The sequence below is a fragment of the Bacillus sp. MC1252 genome, from assembly GCF_056838025.1.
This window is the reverse complement of record NZ_CM166369.1, coordinates 1,698,192-1,713,996: the sequence shown is the minus strand read 5'-3', so window position 1 is coordinate 1,713,996 and position 15,805 is coordinate 1,698,192. Positions and strand designations below refer to the sequence as shown.

Here is a 15,805-nt window from a genome sequence, read left to right as displayed (position 1 = left end):
TCATCCTTCTGGTCATCTGATGACTAAATAACAGGCCTTAATTTCATTTTAATCCCAAATTTCTGAAATTTCAACGAAGTGGTTTGTCTAAAATTTGTCCATATTGCCATTATTGCTTCATGAAAAAAACGCCCTTTTACAGGGCGTATGAGGATGTTTATTTTGAAATCAATTCGCGAATTCCGCTTTGAATGGCTTATGTTATGGAATGGTACAGTTTAGTCTTCAAATAATCACCTTGATTTAATCGGTTTTCTTTATGTTCTCAATTCGTTTTTCGAAAGAGGGATGACTTTCACGCCATTCAGATTTTCTTCCATAATCTCCATCTACTTCTTCAATAAGGCTGCTTAATTTAATCAAAGTATTGAGATACAGTGTTTTATTTTCAAGGTGGGAAACAGCAAAGTTATCAGCCTGAATCTCAAATAACCGGCTGATTTTCTTTGGTAACCATTCCGTAATAAAGATCATGATCAATACACCTGCTGGGAAAATAAGAATATATTGCCACCATCCATTGGCAAGCATAAATTGTCTCGCATAATACATACTGATTCCCATAAGTAATGTTACAATCAAAGTTAGGTAAATGGTGAAATGCGCGTGTTTTAATTTCACGTGTCCCATTTCATGGTATAAGATAGCACGAATTTCCTCTGTATCAAACTTATCTAATAACCCTTCGGTCACATAAACATTGACTCTTCTTGTAAATGGAAGTTGAAATGAATATATCCAGGCATTCACATCATGTTGCGAGCCTTTTTTTATCCAAATATTTAGCTTTTGTTTTGTCTTATACTCAATATCGTTGCGAATATTCATGAATTCGTCCGTATGTAAGACTTCATATTTATTTATTATTTTTTGAATGATTGAGTAACCAATAATAAATAAGATTACTAGGGCGAAGTACCATGCACAAAAAAGAAAAAGATTATCCATGATCTTCGCTTGAAACGACAAAGAAAGTAATAAATAAGAGCCGAAATATAACAAGGATAATGTGACGGCACCAAACAAAACGACTTGCTCCCTAACATTCATTAAGAATGAATTTCCTAACGTGCCTTCATTTTCTTCTAATTCTTCAGGCGAATCTTTTGTAGTATACTCAAATGAATAAGCTGTCAATAAGACTGACAGGAAAGTTGGCACAAGTATAGAGAGAAAGATACTTAAGACATAAGATCCTGTTATTGATAGCACATATCCCATTAAGAAATAATAATTTAATCCCAAGGGAAGAAAAATGGCTAGAACAAAAGGAATAAATAATGTGAATAGGTTTTTCATAGATTCATGAAGGTTAAAAAATAAAAATAACAGAGCGGGCAAAAGGATTCCCATTAAGGTAATTAATATAATATATGTGGTATTATGCTTAAAACCTGTTTTGACCTTAGTAGTTTCTGTTAGATTCGTTAGATTGTATTTGGAGAAAAAAGGATTTTGTGATACCTGTTCCATCGAGGTCGTATCGTCATGAATAGGTACAAAACCTCTTCTTAGAAAAACCACTGCCTTATCATTCATTATTTTGTCTGTTTCAATCGTGTTGGTTCCATTAGCAGATGGAATCTCTGTGAAATTTATTTGCTTTCCACCCAATTGAAAGGCTGCTTCTGAATGCTCATTGGAGGAGCCATCTTGATAGGTCAATAAAAAATCACCTTGAAATAGAGAATGGGAAATTAATACTTTGGGATTGTTTTCTTTGTTCGAGTCAAGTAGAACAAATGGGGAAACAACTGCTGAACGGATACCAACTTCAATCAAAATGACTATTATTGTAATAATGCTTGCAATAAGATAAGAAAGTGAGGCTTTTCGTAACATTTCATCACATCCTGCTGGTATATTTAGGCTGCATTGTGTCAATTAAATAAGTGACGAATAAACTGACTTTCATCGGCGAACTTCCCTTCTACTTTGATTTATATCTGGTCATCTGATGACTAAATAACAGGCATTAATTTCATTTTAATCCCAAATTTCTGAAATTTCAACGAAGTGATTTGTCTAAAATTTGTACTTAATGCTCGTGTGGCAGCATGAAAAAAAACGCCCTTTTGATAGGCGTTTTTTGATGTTTAGTTTGAAATCAATTCACGAATTCTTTCTTCAATAAGCGTTAACGGACGGCCTAGTAATGATTCGAAATCTTGGCTTTCAACGGCTAGAGCACCATCGCGAATGCCGCTTTGAATGGCTTTGACAAATGGAACAGCCTCTTTTGGTACACCATTTGAAGCTAAAAATTCTCCAAATGTGTCTACATCGATTTTCTCTACTTTGATCTCTTTTCCGCTCACCTCACTGACAATTTGTGCAAGTTCAGTGTGCGTCCGAAGAGGTCCTGACAATTCATATATTTCCTGGTCATGCACCGGAAGTGTTAACGCATTTGCCGCCGCTTCTGCATAGTCATTTCTTGTCGCCCAGCCAACTTTCCCTTCACCAATAGGGCTTAAAAATGGTGCGCCGCTGACTGATGCCAGAATGGTGTCTTTTTCATTTTCTACATACCAATTGTTTCTTAAAAACACATGAGGGATGCCAGAGGCCAAAATCGCTTCTTCTGTTTTTGCATGGTCATGGGCAAGGACAAGCTGACTCTCTCTTGCATTGACCACGCTCGTATAAGCAATAAAGGATACATTTGCTGCTTTCGCCTCTTGGATGGCAGCCGTATGCTGCTTCACGCGGTCTCCATCAGCAGTTGAAATGATCAAAAGACGGTCAATGCCTTGAAACGCTGATGCAAGAGTGTCTGGCTGAGTAAAGTCTCCGTGGCGTACATCCACCCCAGCTTCCTTCAAATGCGCTGCTTTCTGCGGATCTCGAACACTCACCGCAATTTGTTCAGCCGGTACTTTTGTCAGCAAATGCTTAACGACGAGCGATCCAAGTTGTCCTGTTGCCCCTGTTACTAATAATTTCATTTGTTTGACCTCCTCATTTTGTCATTCAACGGTGATGCTTCATGGGTAGAACAGCTTCAGGCACATATTAGGTCATTTGTTATCATCATATCGGTTACAACAAAAGGTGTAAAAAAAGCTCAAAGGGTATGAGCTTCTTCTAATCTTCCTCCGTCAATAATTGCTTGATTGTCACTTGTCTTAGGCGATTTTCAAGTGCAGACTGCGCTTCTTTGAGTTCGTGCCGCAGTCTCGTATCCATGGCTTGACCGATCGGGCATGCGATGACTGGCTGATGAAAGTTAAATAACTCTTCATCAGCGCTTACATCTACAGCTCGGTACACATCTAACAGCGTGATGTCCTCTGCCGGCCTTTTTAAATAAGCACCGCCTACTCCGCGGCGAATCTCAATGAGACCCGCTCGTTTGAGCATTGCCATCATTTTTCGAACAATGACAGGGTTTGAATTGACACTCTCTGCAATAAAATCACCTGTACACTCTTTTGGAACACCTGCAATAAATGACAAAATATGAACAGCGATCGAATACCTGCTGCTAATTTGTTTCACAATCTTTCACCACCGTTGTAATCAATATAGTTACAATGAGTGATTTTGTCAATCAATAAACGGATTTTTCTTTTGGTCCCAATGCTCAAATGTCATCATATCGTATTCTTCCGCTGCATCAAGCTTAAGCGGTGCAATGCATTCAAGCAGATTCCCATCTGGGTCAAGAAAATAGATCGCTGCATGAAATTGCGGCGGATTATCGAGAACTAAAGGCTGTTCCTCTTCTGAAAAACCGAACATCGGATGAATGCTAATACCTTTTTCAACCAGCCAATCCTTGATCTGTTCGATACTGGACGTTGTAATTTGAAAGGCAACGTGCCGAGTCGCTGGATGGTATGGAAAGGCGTTTATATCTACTTTCCACAGACCAATCCAGCTCTTTCCTTTCTCAATCCATAAAAAAGCAACTCGTTCATTTTCGTGAGCGAGTGTCAATTCCAATTTTTCATAAAATGCAATAGATGCCTTCAAGTCACTCACAGGTAAATGTGCTTCATACAGACCTTTCATCATCATTAAAATCACTCCTTTTCTATCTTCTATTCTGCGGGAATTGATAAGATGCTGCCTCAGCAAAACGATGTATTTTATCCCCGTCATTGGTTTGAGAGGACTTGTATGTTTGATCGATTGCAGATAGGGGAAGGTGTTCAAATAAAAGAAAGGAGCGTTTCATATGCCTTGGACAATGAACGATTATCCGGCTGTATTTCAATCGTTAGACAGCGTCATTCGAAAAAAAGCGCTTGAGATTGCCAATAAAATGATACAGGAAGGCTATGACGAAAATAGAGCCATCCCAATCGCGATCAGTCAAGCGAAAGAGTGGAAAAAGAATGCCACGGAGAAAGAGATAGAAAATTTCTCATCTCATGGTTCTATTAAACCTTCTGAAGACAGCAGCTCCGCAAGACCAGAGCTCATGGATCATGCGCAGCATGTCGTCAAACATGAAGAAGGATGGGCGGTTCAGACAGAAAAAGCGAAACGAGCAAGTGAGGTTAAAGAAACGAAACAAGAAGCAATTGACCGGGCAAAAGAGATTTCAGCTAATAAAGGAACTTCTGTTGTCATCCACCGAAAAAACGGGACGATTCAGGACGTGTTAAAGCCGCAATAAGACCGCTCGTCAGCGGTCCCAGCGTGTAGACAAACCCTCGCATTCGGTGTCAGGTCTGCGCTCCGTTACTCACGAATGTCAAATTCGCTCCGTTCCGGTGCTCGCCCTTCCTAGACTTCAAAGGTTTTCTATCACGCAGAAAAGAAGACAGAGTGAAGACCGAACGTCAGCGGTCTTTTCTTTATGCATTTTTTTCTTTTTTGGCTGGTGCTTTTCTTTTCTTAGGCGCTGCTTTTTTTGCTTTGGCTGGTTTTGAGCGGTCGATCGAAGCCTGCAGAGCGGCCATTAAATCCGTCACATTGGATGCAGGATCTTTTTTGCCAGTCGTTTCTGGCTGAACGGTATGTTCTCCAGATATTTTATTGCCAATTAAATTCATCAGCTGTTCTCTGTATTCATCCTGATATGCCGCTGGATCGAATGTGGTGGTCAGCTGTTCGATCAAAAGGAGCGCTGTATCTAACTCTTTCTTGACAATGTTCTCCTCTTGGGGGATATTCGGTACGTCTGCTACTTGTCTAATTTCGTCAGGGAAATGAATGGTTTCCATCAGCAAAATATGTTCATAGCACCTAACAATCGCTAATTGCTCCTTTGAGCGGATCATCATCTTTGCCACACCAATTTTACCTGATTCCTCTAGAGCTTTTCTTAATAATGAATAAGCCTTTGCTCCGCCTGTATCTGGTGATAAAAAGTAACTTCTTTCATAATAGATTGGATCAATCTCCTCTATCTTCACAAAATCAATGATTTCAACGGCTTTTTCTTCATTTTCTTTTCGCAGTTTTTCTAGCTCTTCATCATCTAATTCAATAAATTTATTCTTCGCATATTCATACGCTTTCACGATTTGTTCTGGCGCTACCTCTTCACCGCAATTGGCACATACTTTCTTGTAGTTAATAGGCGTGTGACACTCCTTATGCAGCTGTCTTAACTTTATATCTTTATTTTCTGTAGCGGTAAACAGCTTGACTGGAATGTTGACCAATCCGAAACTAATGCCGCCTTTCCATACTGTATGCATCGCGTTGCCTCCGTTCTTTTCTCCTTACTATGTAATGTTTTCAGCAGACTTATGTATGTGAATGAAAATTTCATCCCACTCTAAGAACACATGATATAAGGAAGTGACATACAAAATGAAACCTATGCGATTAACGGCAGCACATGATATTCCGGCCGGTGCAGACTGGGTGTTTGAATTAAAATATGATGGCTTTCGGGCCATTCTTGTATGGGAAGAAGGCGAGATTCATTTAGAAAGCAGAGCTGGAAAACGGCTAAATGAGCAATTTCCTGAAGTGGTGGATCAGTGCGAACAATTAAAAGACCAGTTTGCTCCTTTTTTACCGCTGACGCTTGACGGAGAATTGGTCTTTTTACTGAGTGAACAGCAAAGCGATTTTGCGAAGGTTCAGCAAAGAGGCAGGCTGAAAAACAAAGAAGCCATACAACGACAGGCTGAACGATTTCCATGTCACTTCATTGCGTTTGATCTATTAAGATGCAGAGGAAAATCTCTCGTTGATTTACCGTTGATAGAAAGAAAAGAACGGTTACAGCAAGTATTTCAAGAAATAAAGCTTCCCTCATCTGTTCAGCTGGAGCACCCTTCCCTTCTTCAGGTCATTCATACAGATCCAAACCCCGAATACATGAAAGAGCTGATGACGACATATTTAGCGGAAGGACTCGTGGCGAAAAAAAGGACGAGTAAATGGCAGGACAATACTCGCTCAAAAGAATGGCTAAAAATCAAAAACTGGCGGTATGTCTCTGTCATTGTAACCCGTTTTGATAAAGAAAATGGCTATTTTCAAGGCTCCATTTATCAAAATTCGGCTCTCATCGAGGTTGTTCAATTTAAGCATGGATTTTCTAAAGAAGAAGAACAAACGCTGCGTACGCTCTTTCAAACAAAAGGCCAGTTAACAGGGGCATCATCATATGAAATCCCTCCTTCTATCGTTGCCAGCATTGCTTGTATATCCTTTGATGGATCAGCCTTAAGGGAGCCGCGTTTTTCTTCCTTTTTACTAGATACTGATCCAGCAGCGTGCACCTTTCAGCAAATGCTCAAACAGCTGTATCCACTCCCTGCTGTTATAGACGTCACTCACCCTGAGAAACCCATTGTGCCAGCCCTTCAACTGAACAAGGCAGATTATTTACTTTATTTGAGACAAGTGGCTCCCTACCTTTTGCCCTTTTTACGTGAAAGGCGTCTTACTTTAATTCGGTATCCTCATGGCACTGGGGACGAATACTTTTATCAAAAGTCGACACCTGATTATGCACCAGATTTTGTTTTGACAGATGAGGTTGATGATATTTCTTACACGGTCTGTAATGATCCTCGTACGCTTCTTTGGCTCGGTAACCAGCTGGCGATGGAATTTCATATTCCTTTTGAAACAAGAGATACCGATCGGCCGGCAGAAATCGTCTTTGATTTAGACCCGCCATCTGTCAAAGAATTTCACCTAGCCATAGAAGCAGCCAAGCGAATCAAAGCGCTTTTAGATGGACTCTTTCTCACAGCTTTTATCAAAACAAGCGGGGGAAAAGGACTTCAAATTTACATTCCATTAAAGAAAAACGCCTTCACATACGATGAAACGAGACAATTCACAGCTTTTATATGCCAATTTTTATGCGAACAAGCACCTAATCTCTTTACTCTGGAACGTTTAAAGAAAAATCGCGGCAATCGTTTATATTTAGATTACCTTCAGCATGATGCTGGAAAAACAATCATCGCCCCATATTCCCCAAGAGGAAACGAGCTTGGACTCGTTGCGACACCACTTGAATGGGAAGAACTGTATCAGAAAGAGCTTCATCCATCTATGTTTACCATGCCGTCTGTCATTGAGCGGCTAAAGGAAAAAGGCGATCCGTTTCGCCGCATGAGACACCTTGTGAATGATGATGCTTTTAGACAAGTCTTACATCAGCTTCAAGACATTTTACCAGCTCATAAGATGGACTTTCGCGATCATTAAGCGTTACACTTATTCATTAGAGAGTAAGAAAGGGATGACCATCTTGACCGCACATTCATTTCGAAACATATCACTGATCTTCTTATGTCTTTCCGCAGGAATTGTGGATGTGATTGGCTATTTGAGCCTAGGACATGTGTTTACAGCAAATATGACGGGTAATATTGTACTGCTTGGCATTGCAGCAGGAAGTTCATTGCAGCTAACAGCCCTTCATTCCATCACTGCACTGAGTGGGTTCGTTCTAGGTGTTTTACTTGCCGTTGTGATGGGCGGGAAGCATGAAAAAACGTTTTGGCCAAAAGCCGTTACACGTATCTTTATTATAGAAGTGATGATCTTGCTTCTATTTGCTCTTATGACCATTTTTCCTTATACACAGGGTGCTTATTTTATGCTGATTATTCTTTTAAGTATGGCCATGGGCATGCAGACGACGGCCGCACGTAAATTAAATGTTGCTGGCATTTCCACAACTGTTCTAACGAGCACACTCGCTAACCTGTTTGAAGATTTGGCTCAGCGCTTATCACACAGGGAAAAAAGAAAAGCCCCTATTCAGCATGCGAGCTTGATGCGAATCGGTTCTATTGTCTTTTACTGCCTAGGTGCCGCTTTAGCTGCATACACTGATGCTTACGATCCGTTTATCATCATTTGGCTGCCTATCTGCATCCTTGGGGTCATTGTGATCACTGCTACATTCATGCACTTTCACCAATTGAAATAGCCAATCTCTCTCTAGATGGCTATTTCATCATTGTGATGAACCACTAATAACTTCTCACATAAAAACCAGGAGGACGCCCCATGATGGACGTGGAGCCATACGGATATCCAGAAAATGTCCCAAATCCACCATACCCAGGGAAACCGCCTAAGCCAGAGAACACACCAGGGCTCACATAATATCCGCCAAAGCCGATATGAGTGCCAACCGGTCCGATATGTGCTCCGCCTCCGTGAAAGCCTCCATATACCCGTGGATACATACAATCACCTACCTTCAAGATCCACCTCAGCTCATCATATGCATGACAAATGGAGCGGTGTTCGCGCTTTTTCTTTCACTTCTATGTACAATAGACCAATTTGATAAAATTTGAATGAAAAGTCCTGCAAAAAATTAAATTAAGCAAAGAAAGGTGACCTTTTTAACTTGTTGCTCTGCCCTATGTTTATTTAGAATAATGGGGCAGGTAACAAATTTGCACACCCCCTTTGTTGCGAATTCTTCTTATTAAACGTTCTTGCAGCGTTTAATAAGAAGAGCCTATTTAAACAAAAAAACCCTTGCTGACGATCATCAACAAGGGCGAGATATAGATTAGTGATTAACCACCAATGATTTTTTCTGCTACTTCGAATGAACCCGCAACGTTTTGAGTTAGAACAGACGCAGCGATCGCTAAACCCACAACGAATAATACTTTTACTCCTGTTTTCATCTTAAATCAACCCCATTCTTTTCATATGTAAATCCGCTTCTAAACTTTTGTTCAAGTAAAAAACAGACTGCTCAAAAAGTGCTTGCTTTTCACAATATTTTGCCGCAAAATGCGAAAGCTCTTTTACTTCATGATATTCATTCTTCTCTTCTAACTTTCTTAATTTTTCATCAATTTGCTGAAATCTTTGTGGCGCATTCGTTAAGTAAAGATCATGTACGATGCCTATTTTGAGCTGAAACACTTCATGAGAAGCATCTTTTATTCTGGCATATGCAGCCTCTATATATTGGCTTGCACGCTGCTTTTCACCAATCACACAGAGTTCCCGGCTGATCAGATACGTAGAATGGAAAAAGAAATCTGAATCATAATACTCTTGATGGGACAGCGCTTTTTCAAGATGACGTATCGATTCTTTCGGTTTGTTCCAAAATGAATATAAAATAGCCACATTGTGGTGATGCTGAGCCAGCATAAAGTCATCCTGCTCGCTTGTCAAAACCTCTTCCGCCAGACGATAATTCTCAAGCGCCTCTTCGTACCGCCCGATCTCTGTTAGATTAGCTGCAACGAGAGAGTATGAAAGTGCCGTTCTTCTTTCATAATGCTTGTGACGTTTATAGACGTGGAGGGCTCTGCGAATATAGCTTAATGAGAGCATAATATGACTAAGTCGATAGTAAAGCCATGCCACCTTAAAATCAAAATCAGCACGTTCTATCTCACTTGGAATTTTATCTAAGAGCTTTTCAGCACTTTGATACATTTGCAATGCTACCTCATAATTTCCTTGGTGCTGCTCATACACACCCTCATAAAAATCGAAATAATAGGCAAGGCGATGAGACAGATCATCATCCTTTTTCCCATAATGACCTTCTATACTTTTCGTTGATACATCACCCTTTTGCCCTCTCAAATTGTACATGAGAATGTGATGCCTCTTCTCAAGCAGAGAATAATACATGAGGATATCAGCATCGTCAATTTCCTCTACTGCTTGTTTCGCTTTAGCAAATAATCGTTCTGCCTCATCTGCATGATCTTTTTTGATTTCCATGTTCCAGTCATTTAATAGTGATGCCAATTCCGCAACAGGAACTTTGCTCATTCTACACCCCCAATCACCTTCAGCTACATGACATGATTTCACTAAATGTGGAACTTCTATTAGCAATTGCTAATTAGCCCATTTGACATCATTTTAATATGAATCACTTGAATCTTCAACAACCGTTTCCTTTGAAAATGCGTTTCTTTCTCCTAGTCAATGATGTTTGCGCTAAAAATCCCGTCTTTTTTCTGATTAAAAGCAAAAGATCATCAGCACCAATCATCTGCGCAGGTTTTCTTTTATTATCTTTCTCTATATAATATGACCAAGAACTTCAGTGCCTCAGTAGCTCGAGCAGGGAAAAAAGCCGTAAAACAAATTGTAGCTGACAGGTGGCAAGGCAAGGGGTTCAGAAGCACCGAAAAGCATAAAGGCTGAGACAGGTGAAATTCTTAGGGAAGCATATTGCCCTAGCGGGATTCGGATCCCGTCTGAGGCTTATGAGGTCGATGGAAATGGAGGATAAAACATCATGCATGTGTTTGAAGAATATGTAAGCAATATTGGTAACCCAGAGCTGAAGCAGCGCATTCAAGACATATTAAAATGGATTGAAGACACATTTCCACAATTAGAGCCAAGAATTGCATGGAATCAGCCCATGTTCACAGATCACGGCACGTTTATTATTGGGTTTAGTGTGGCAAAACATCACATTTCTGTCGCACCAGAAGGAAAAGGAATTGATCACTTTTCAGCTGAAATTGTACAAGCTGGTTATGATCATGGGAAAAAGATGTTTCGCATGAAAGAAAGCTTGCCCATCGATTATCCTCTACTTAAAAAAATCATCGAATTTAATATCGAAGACAAAGCGGATTGTTCAACGTTTTGGCGAAAATAATCAACACCCCGATCTGATTCCAAAACAGATTGGGGTGTTTTTTTGCAACATTTTATTCCGTTCTCTTCCCTACACATTTCTGTTCAAACCATTCATAACATGACAGGATGGCATCAATAAACTTTTGGAATATCGGCAAACCAATAACAGCGACCGCTGTTAAACATGCTATGACAGCACCTGCTAAGACATCAAATGGATAATGAACCCCCACCCAAATTCTTGAAAACCCAACAGCACTTGCAATAAAAAGCCAATAAATATGCCGCTTGTGAAACAGCCAAAAGATCAGGCAAATAGAAAAAATAAAAATCGTGTGATCACTCGGAAAAGAGTTGTTCACTTCCTTATGGATCAGAAGATTGACATGACTCAATTCTGCAAAGGGCTGCTGATTAGAATAAAAGAACCCAGCGACTTTCCCAAGTAACTCTGCCAATGTGAAGGTAAGTCCAGCAGATATGACCACCATCCTATTTTTTCTGCTTCGATTTTGAAGCCACATGACAAGAAGCATGAGCGCTACTAACAGCACTGTATATTCAGCTAATCCAATCAGCAACGGATTCAAATAATCGTGATCGATACTGAGCTGATTGATCGATCTAAACAACCGTTCATTATACTCCTGCATCTCATTTCATTCCTTTTACTCGATTTATGAAAAGGATAAATGAAAAAAGATGTCCGTTACATCGATCGAGCGAACAAAATAGAGGGATCATCTCACATTTTTGTCACTTCTTTGTCATCTTGATATCAAGATGCAAAACCCTTTCGTAGCTGAGACTATTGAGAGTGATGCTGCTCCCATTCCTTTTTCAGCAAAGCATATTGATAGGTGTTTTCATATTTAGGTGTGCCATCCTCATATGTAGTAAATGAAATAAACTCAAGAAAAAGGCCTTCTTTCCGCATCCCTAATCGCTCACATAATGTTCGGGATCGGTCATTATCATCCTCTACGTATGCATAAAGCCGCCTCGCCCCCTTTTCCACAAATAAATAGGACAAGAGAGCTTCAGCACTCTCACGCGCATATCCCTTCCCTTCATATACTGCATTGAAATTCCAGCCAATTGAATACGTGTCAGGCTCCTCTTTTAAATGAAATAATTCACCGATAATCTGTTGACTTTCTTTTAAACAAACTGCTGTATAAGAGTGATCTGCTTTTCTTTTTTGCACCTTAGCGGCAGCTTCTTCTAATGTAGAGATTTGATCATCAAGAAAACAATTCACTCTTGGATTAGACAAGTAATCTAGCATTCCTGCTGCATCTTCATCACAAAATGGTCTAAGAATTAACCGATTCGTTTCTAATTGATTCATTAGGCTCTCCTCACTGTTTCTGCTTTATTTCGTATTTTTAGTCTCTCCATATTTTAGATGACATGCACCACCTTTGACAATCAGATCATTGTGAAGTGTCTTCAAATAAACTAAACTCATCAAAAGCATTTTAGCTATTAAATAACATGATCAAAACGGTGGATGGCAACATCTTAGAGAGGCAAGTGAAGACATCATCTGTCACCAGGTGAGCTGTAAAGGAGGCATGGAAGCTGGATTAGCAAAACAAATCAAAAGCATTATCCAAAGACTATAAACGTTTATGTTCAGAACAAGGAAATGATTTATTAAGTTCCGTTCAGCTCATCACAACAAGTGACGGAAAAACAATTGCCAGCTTATTTGCTCAAGTTGGGTACGGAAGAAAAAGAAAGCAAACCGACTACGACGCTTTACGCAGCTGCTTTGCAAAGCCTAAAGGATACAGTGACACATTCACATGAAGAGAAAAACCGAAATTCCATCGCCATTCCTTATGGGATAGGCTGCGGATTGGCGGGCGGCGATTGGACGATTGTCGAAGACATGATTGAAGAGGTACTTGGTGATTGTGAAGTGACGGTTTATCGGTTTAAATAAAGGGAATGAGAGGTTCTTATGAAAAAATGTAAATACAGGTATACAAAAACCCTCCTTAATTTGGAGGGTAAAGAACTAATTGTTGTTTTCTTCTTTATTTTTTAAATAATTCAGTACAGCTTCTTTATCTTCCTCATCGTCGGGTAAAAATCCGAACGTTTCATATTCCCAAACTGCTATTCTTTGATCACCATCAGTACCTAATGAATAAATATCTTCGTACCCATACTCAATCGAGAATTTCCCTGGTTGCTCCATCTTTAAAATTGCTGTCGTCCAATCTCCTAATCCACTTTTTACATATTTCTTTTTCAAGTCTTCAAAAGAATGGAGAAGTTTTAATAATAACTGTTTATAAATAGAGTTGCTAACACTGTACTTTTCAGGAATATTATGACCATATATCAATTCTTCATTGCCTAGGTTGCAGAAATAAAAGTTCACTTCTGACGAATCATCAACGATTTCTGCATACATCCAAACTTTATCCCATTCCGCAGGAATCATTTCATTAATTATTTCTGCTATTTCTTTATAGTTTTCTTCTATTTTTTCCATGCTTCAACCTCCTGGTTTATTTTTAATAGTTCTAAATCTCTTTTGCTCTCCGATTTTATATTCTACAAGAAATTCTGCAGGTCTTAATGAATCATTCTTATAGACAGGTTCGATTTTAACCTCTACATGCTTTGGAGGGTCAGCCGTTAATGCTTTTTTCCACTTCTGTTCCATCTCATACCATTTCCCGCCACTTCGATTAATCTGTGAATTCATCGGCAGTAGGTTATCAATATCTCCAGACCCCTTTAAAAATAGAGGCAATTAAATGTCCTCCATTATCATCTGGTAATCGGTATGGCTTCCCTATGTTTGATTGTGCATTTTGGTTTCTTTTGGTCTCTCCGTATTTAACGACTGTCGGCGAGGTTTGATGTAAATATTGGTATTTAAAAAACCCTCCAAATTATAGGAGGGCAATGTGTTAGTTGTTTTCTTCTTTGTTTTTAATAAACTCCAACACAACTTCTCTATCTTCCTCATTTTCAGGGAGAATTCCCAAATTTTCATATTCCCAAATAGCCATTCGTTGATAGGTATTGTAATGAGAGTTCAATACATCATCATAATTAAAATCAATGGCAAATTGATTCCTATTCTTGATTTTTAGCGTTAAATTTGTCCAAGCTTTTTGCTCGTTAATTTTAAATTCATCTCTGAGTTTCTTAAAAGAATTCTGTAAATTAATTAATAAGTCATCATATATATTTTCACTGACCTCAAATATATCAGGAATATCATGAGAATAAATATATTCTTGTTGTTTGTTTGTATTAAAGAAAAAATAAACTTCACGAGAGTCATCCAGAATTTCCGCATATAGCAAAACATTCTCCCAATCAACAGGTATTATTTCATTTATTGTATTCAAAATTTCTTGATAAACTTCATTCGATGGTTCCATTTCCATTTGAATTAACCTCCTAACTTATTTTCAATCGATACCTTTTTAACTCTCCGATCTCCAATTTTATACTTAATTTTAAATAAAGTTGGTCGCATAGAATCTCCTTCATATCTAATGCTTTCTATGGAAACTGACACTGTCTCAGGTGGATCTTTCCTCAAGGCTGCCAACCACTCTTGTTCCAATTGATACCATTTCCCGCCACTACGATTGATCTGTGAATTCATCGGCACAAGATTATCAATATCCCCAGACCCTTTGAAAATAGATGCGATCAAATGACCTCCGTCATCTTTTGATAATCGGTCCGGCTTGCCTGAATTGGATTGAGCATATTGGTTTCTTTTGACCTCTCCGTATTTTAAATCACTTGCTTCGACTTTGACAATCCGTCCGTAGTGATCTGTTGTGTAGGTGTAGCCTTGTTTGGGTTGAATAGACAATATTCGGTTTTAATACTTTTTTACGTTTCCATCTCACATAGTGAACTCCGTAACTGACAACGGTTGGTGGTGATTTAGGTGCTGGTAATCGTCTGCCTGTCTGAGAGATTCCATAGCCTGAATTGTTGTCTAGACGCTTTGCCATGGAGAGGAGTTTATTTTTGAGATTTTCTCCGTCAAAAACGTTATACGGCAGTTTCCCCCCACCAGCTATTTGAAACTTTGGTGAGTATGGCAATAGATTCGGAATGGAGACTCTGTCTATTGATTTTGCTCCTTGTTCAAGGCCTTTCTTCACTGTAGTTTTGGCCGCTGTTGTCCCCGTTTTTGTAATGGCTCCTGCCCCTTTAGAGCCAAATACGATTTCCGCTAGAGAACCAGTCGCATAGGCGAACCAGTGTGACCGAGAATACGCATCACCATCTATGACTTCTTTTTGGAATGAGTCTGAAATTGATTTTCCGATCGCTTTCGACGTTTCAATTGGATGGGAAACAGCTGTTACGACTGATTCAACGGCACCCCCAGGGTCTGTTACAAGATCGTAGATGCCAACTACTGTATCTTTGGCCACATCATATAGACCCACTGCAGCACCTTTTACACTATCAATGAAAACCTCTGATGCTTCTTCATGCGCTTTGATCTGGAGAAGCTGGCTGTAATACATTTTGTTGTTCATCTATAATTGGTTTATCTGTTTTCTTCGTTTCTGCTAAATCGTGTTTAAGTCGTGCTACATGCTCAGGCAACATCATAGCTGTCCATTTAATCGCACCTCTGTCTCTAAGCATTTAATCACTCCTTCTTGAATGGTTAAATAGTAACAGAACAAACGTTCTTTACCAATGGGTTTCAAGAACTTTTGTTCGATGTAAATTCTGGTATACTAATTAAATCCTTTTGGCAATTTATGTA

Annotated in this window: 17 protein-coding genes and 2 pseudogenes; 5 read left to right on the top strand and 14 right to left on the bottom strand. The window is 39.3% G+C overall.

The window, feature by feature from the left end:
* Nucleotides 1-243: 243 nt before the first annotated feature.
* The 4 genes from ACYH0L_RS08585 to ACYH0L_RS08570 all read right to left on the bottom strand — a co-directional run bounded on the left by ACYH0L_RS08585 (nt 244) and on the right by ACYH0L_RS08570 (nt 4,023).
* A complete protein-coding gene (locus ACYH0L_RS08585; RefSeq protein ID WP_099725732.1) occupies nt 244-1,842 on the bottom strand; it encodes a M48 family metalloprotease in 1,599 nt (532 codons plus the stop codon).
* 254 nt (nt 1,843-2,096) lie between these two features.
* A complete protein-coding gene (locus ACYH0L_RS08580) occupies nt 2,097-2,948 on the bottom strand; it encodes an SDR family oxidoreductase (RefSeq protein ID WP_482354459.1) in 852 nt (283 codons plus the stop codon).
* A gap of 139 nt (nt 2,949-3,087) precedes the next feature.
* Complete coding sequence (locus tag ACYH0L_RS08575; RefSeq protein ID WP_230030198.1) at nt 3,088-3,501, bottom strand: Rrf2 family transcriptional regulator; 414 nt, start codon at nt 3,499-3,501, stop codon at nt 3,088-3,090.
* A 48-nt stretch (nt 3,502-3,549) separates the two neighbouring features.
* Nucleotides 3,550-4,023 (bottom strand): VOC family protein, encoded by a 474-nt coding sequence (locus tag ACYH0L_RS08570; RefSeq protein ID WP_230030197.1) that lies wholly within the window; start codon nt 4,021-4,023, stop codon nt 3,550-3,552.
* A gap of 160 nt (nt 4,024-4,183) precedes the next feature.
* Between ACYH0L_RS08570 and ACYH0L_RS08565 the strand changes: the two genes are divergently transcribed.
* Nucleotides 4,184-4,627 carry a DUF2188 domain-containing protein gene (locus tag ACYH0L_RS08565; RefSeq protein ID WP_367307599.1) on the top strand — a complete coding sequence of 148 codons (444 nt, stop codon included), beginning with the start codon at nt 4,184-4,186 and terminating at the stop codon, nt 4,625-4,627.
* A 181-nt stretch (nt 4,628-4,808) separates the two neighbouring features.
* Here ACYH0L_RS08565 and ku read toward each other — a convergent pair whose 3' ends face one another.
* Nucleotides 4,809-5,657, bottom strand: coding sequence for a non-homologous end joining protein Ku (gene ku / locus ACYH0L_RS08560; RefSeq protein ID WP_327925238.1), 849 nt, complete (start codon nt 5,655-5,657; stop codon nt 4,809-4,811).
* A gap of 115 nt (nt 5,658-5,772) precedes the next feature.
* Here ku and ACYH0L_RS08555 point away from each other — a divergent pair, with 115 nt between their 5' ends.
* On the top strand, nt 5,773-7,638 hold the full coding sequence (locus ACYH0L_RS08555) for a DNA ligase D (protein WP_482354458.1): 1,866 nt from the start codon (nt 5,773-5,775) through the stop codon (nt 7,636-7,638).
* Nucleotides 7,639-7,672: 34 nt separating this feature from the next.
* A complete protein-coding gene (locus ACYH0L_RS08550) occupies nt 7,673-8,368 on the top strand; it encodes a YoaK family protein (protein ID WP_099725740.1) in 696 nt (231 codons plus the stop codon).
* Between the two features lie 43 nt (nt 8,369-8,411).
* Here the strand turns inward: ACYH0L_RS08550 and ACYH0L_RS08545 are convergent, their stop codons facing one another.
* Together ACYH0L_RS08545 and ACYH0L_RS08540 are read right to left on the bottom strand one after the other, a co-directional pair.
* Nucleotides 8,412-8,630, bottom strand: coding sequence for a hypothetical protein (locus tag ACYH0L_RS08545; RefSeq protein WP_099725741.1), 219 nt, complete (start codon nt 8,628-8,630; stop codon nt 8,412-8,414).
* A gap of 457 nt (nt 8,631-9,087) precedes the next feature.
* The gene (locus ACYH0L_RS08540) at nt 9,088-10,200 is read right to left on the bottom strand and encodes a response regulator aspartate phosphatase (protein WP_099725742.1); all 1,113 of its coding nucleotides are present in this window, start codon (nt 10,198-10,200) and stop codon (nt 9,088-9,090) included.
* 475 nt (nt 10,201-10,675) lie between these two features.
* Between ACYH0L_RS08540 and ACYH0L_RS08535 the strand changes: the two genes are divergently transcribed.
* Complete coding sequence (locus ACYH0L_RS08535) at nt 10,676-11,047, top strand: iron chaperone (protein ID WP_256499605.1); 372 nt, start codon at nt 10,676-10,678, stop codon at nt 11,045-11,047.
* A gap of 52 nt (nt 11,048-11,099) precedes the next feature.
* Here ACYH0L_RS08535 and ACYH0L_RS08530 read toward each other — a convergent pair whose 3' ends face one another.
* Both ACYH0L_RS08530 and ACYH0L_RS08525 read right to left on the bottom strand, forming a co-directional pair.
* Nucleotides 11,100-11,681 carry an undecaprenyl-diphosphatase gene (locus ACYH0L_RS08530; protein ID WP_249705570.1) on the bottom strand — a complete coding sequence of 194 codons (582 nt, stop codon included), beginning with the start codon at nt 11,679-11,681 and terminating at the stop codon, nt 11,100-11,102.
* A 155-nt stretch (nt 11,682-11,836) separates the two neighbouring features.
* Entirely contained in the window at nt 11,837-12,379 is a 543-nt protein-coding gene (locus ACYH0L_RS08525) for a GNAT family N-acetyltransferase (RefSeq protein WP_249705571.1), read from the bottom strand.
* A 351-nt stretch (nt 12,380-12,730) separates the two neighbouring features.
* On the opposite strand from ACYH0L_RS08525, the gene ACYH0L_RS08520 reads away from it, so the two are divergent.
* Nucleotides 12,731-12,979: a macro domain-containing protein gene (locus ACYH0L_RS08520; RefSeq protein ID WP_327925242.1), complete on the top strand. Its 249-nt coding sequence runs from the start codon at nt 12,731-12,733 to the stop codon at nt 12,977-12,979.
* A 75-nt stretch (nt 12,980-13,054) separates the two neighbouring features.
* Here ACYH0L_RS08520 and ACYH0L_RS08515 read toward each other — a convergent pair whose 3' ends face one another.
* The 5 genes and pseudogenes from ACYH0L_RS08515 to ACYH0L_RS08495 form a co-directional block, all read right to left on the bottom strand.
* Complete coding sequence (locus ACYH0L_RS08515) at nt 13,055-13,537, bottom strand: TIGR01741 family protein (RefSeq protein ID WP_482354457.1); 483 nt, start codon at nt 13,535-13,537, stop codon at nt 13,055-13,057.
* Between the two features lie 3 nt (nt 13,538-13,540).
* Nucleotides 13,541-13,892 (bottom strand): annotated as a pseudogene (locus ACYH0L_RS08510) (DNA/RNA non-specific endonuclease); the annotation flags it as partial.
* Nucleotides 13,893-13,961: 69 nt separating this feature from the next.
* On the bottom strand, nt 13,962-14,447 hold the full coding sequence (locus ACYH0L_RS08505) for an antitoxin YezG family protein (protein ID WP_327925244.1): 486 nt from the start codon (nt 14,445-14,447) through the stop codon (nt 13,962-13,964).
* Nucleotides 14,448-14,452: 5 nt separating this feature from the next.
* Nucleotides 14,453-15,566: pseudogene (locus tag ACYH0L_RS08500) on the bottom strand (DNA/RNA non-specific endonuclease); the annotation flags it as partial.
* Nucleotides 15,520-15,681, bottom strand: a complete 162-nt coding sequence (locus ACYH0L_RS08495; protein WP_419180185.1) for a YolD-like family protein — start codon at nt 15,679-15,681, stop codon at nt 15,520-15,522. The pseudogene ACYH0L_RS08500 and the gene ACYH0L_RS08495, both read right to left, overlap by 47 nt.
* Nucleotides 15,682-15,805: the final 124 nt, after the last annotated feature.

Bases quoted from the DNA above. Each gene is read 5' to 3' on its own strand.
- ACYH0L_RS08525 (WP_249705571.1), bottom strand. From the start codon at position 12,379: ATGAATCAATTAGAAACGAATCGGTTAATTCTTAGACCATTTTGTGAT.
- ACYH0L_RS08580 (WP_482354459.1), bottom strand. From the start codon at position 2,948: ATGAAATTATTAGTAACAGGGGCAACAGGACAACTTGGATCGCTCGTC.
- ACYH0L_RS08495 (WP_419180185.1), bottom strand. From the start codon at position 15,681: ATGCTTAGAGACAGAGGTGCGATTAAATGGACAGCTATGATGTTGCCT.
- ACYH0L_RS08530 (WP_249705570.1), bottom strand. From the start codon at position 11,681: ATGCAGGAGTATAATGAACGGTTGTTTAGATCGATCAATCAGCTCAGT.
- ACYH0L_RS08545 (WP_099725741.1), bottom strand. From the start codon at position 8,630: ATGTATCCACGGGTATATGGAGGCTTTCACGGAGGCGGAGCACATATC.
- ACYH0L_RS08585 (WP_099725732.1), bottom strand. From the start codon at position 1,842: ATGTTACGAAAAGCCTCACTTTCTTATCTTATTGCAAGCATTATTACA.
- ACYH0L_RS08550 (WP_099725740.1), top strand. From the start codon at position 7,673: ATGACCATCTTGACCGCACATTCATTTCGAAACATATCACTGATCTTC.
- ACYH0L_RS08565 (WP_367307599.1), top strand. From the start codon at position 4,184: ATGCCTTGGACAATGAACGATTATCCGGCTGTATTTCAATCGTTAGAC.
- ACYH0L_RS08540 (WP_099725742.1), bottom strand. From the start codon at position 10,200: ATGAGCAAAGTTCCTGTTGCGGAATTGGCATCACTATTAAATGACTGG.
- ACYH0L_RS08505 (WP_327925244.1), bottom strand. From the start codon at position 14,447: ATGGAAATGGAACCATCGAATGAAGTTTATCAAGAAATTTTGAATACA.
- ACYH0L_RS08555 (WP_482354458.1), top strand. From the start codon at position 5,773: ATGAAACCTATGCGATTAACGGCAGCACATGATATTCCGGCCGGTGCA.
- ku (WP_327925238.1), bottom strand. From the start codon at position 5,657: ATGCATACAGTATGGAAAGGCGGCATTAGTTTCGGATTGGTCAACATT.
- ACYH0L_RS08535 (WP_256499605.1), top strand. From the start codon at position 10,676: ATGCATGTGTTTGAAGAATATGTAAGCAATATTGGTAACCCAGAGCTG.
- ACYH0L_RS08570 (WP_230030197.1), bottom strand. From the start codon at position 4,023: ATGATGATGAAAGGTCTGTATGAAGCACATTTACCTGTGAGTGACTTG.
- ACYH0L_RS08515 (WP_482354457.1), bottom strand. From the start codon at position 13,537: ATGGAAAAAATAGAAGAAAACTATAAAGAAATAGCAGAAATAATTAAT.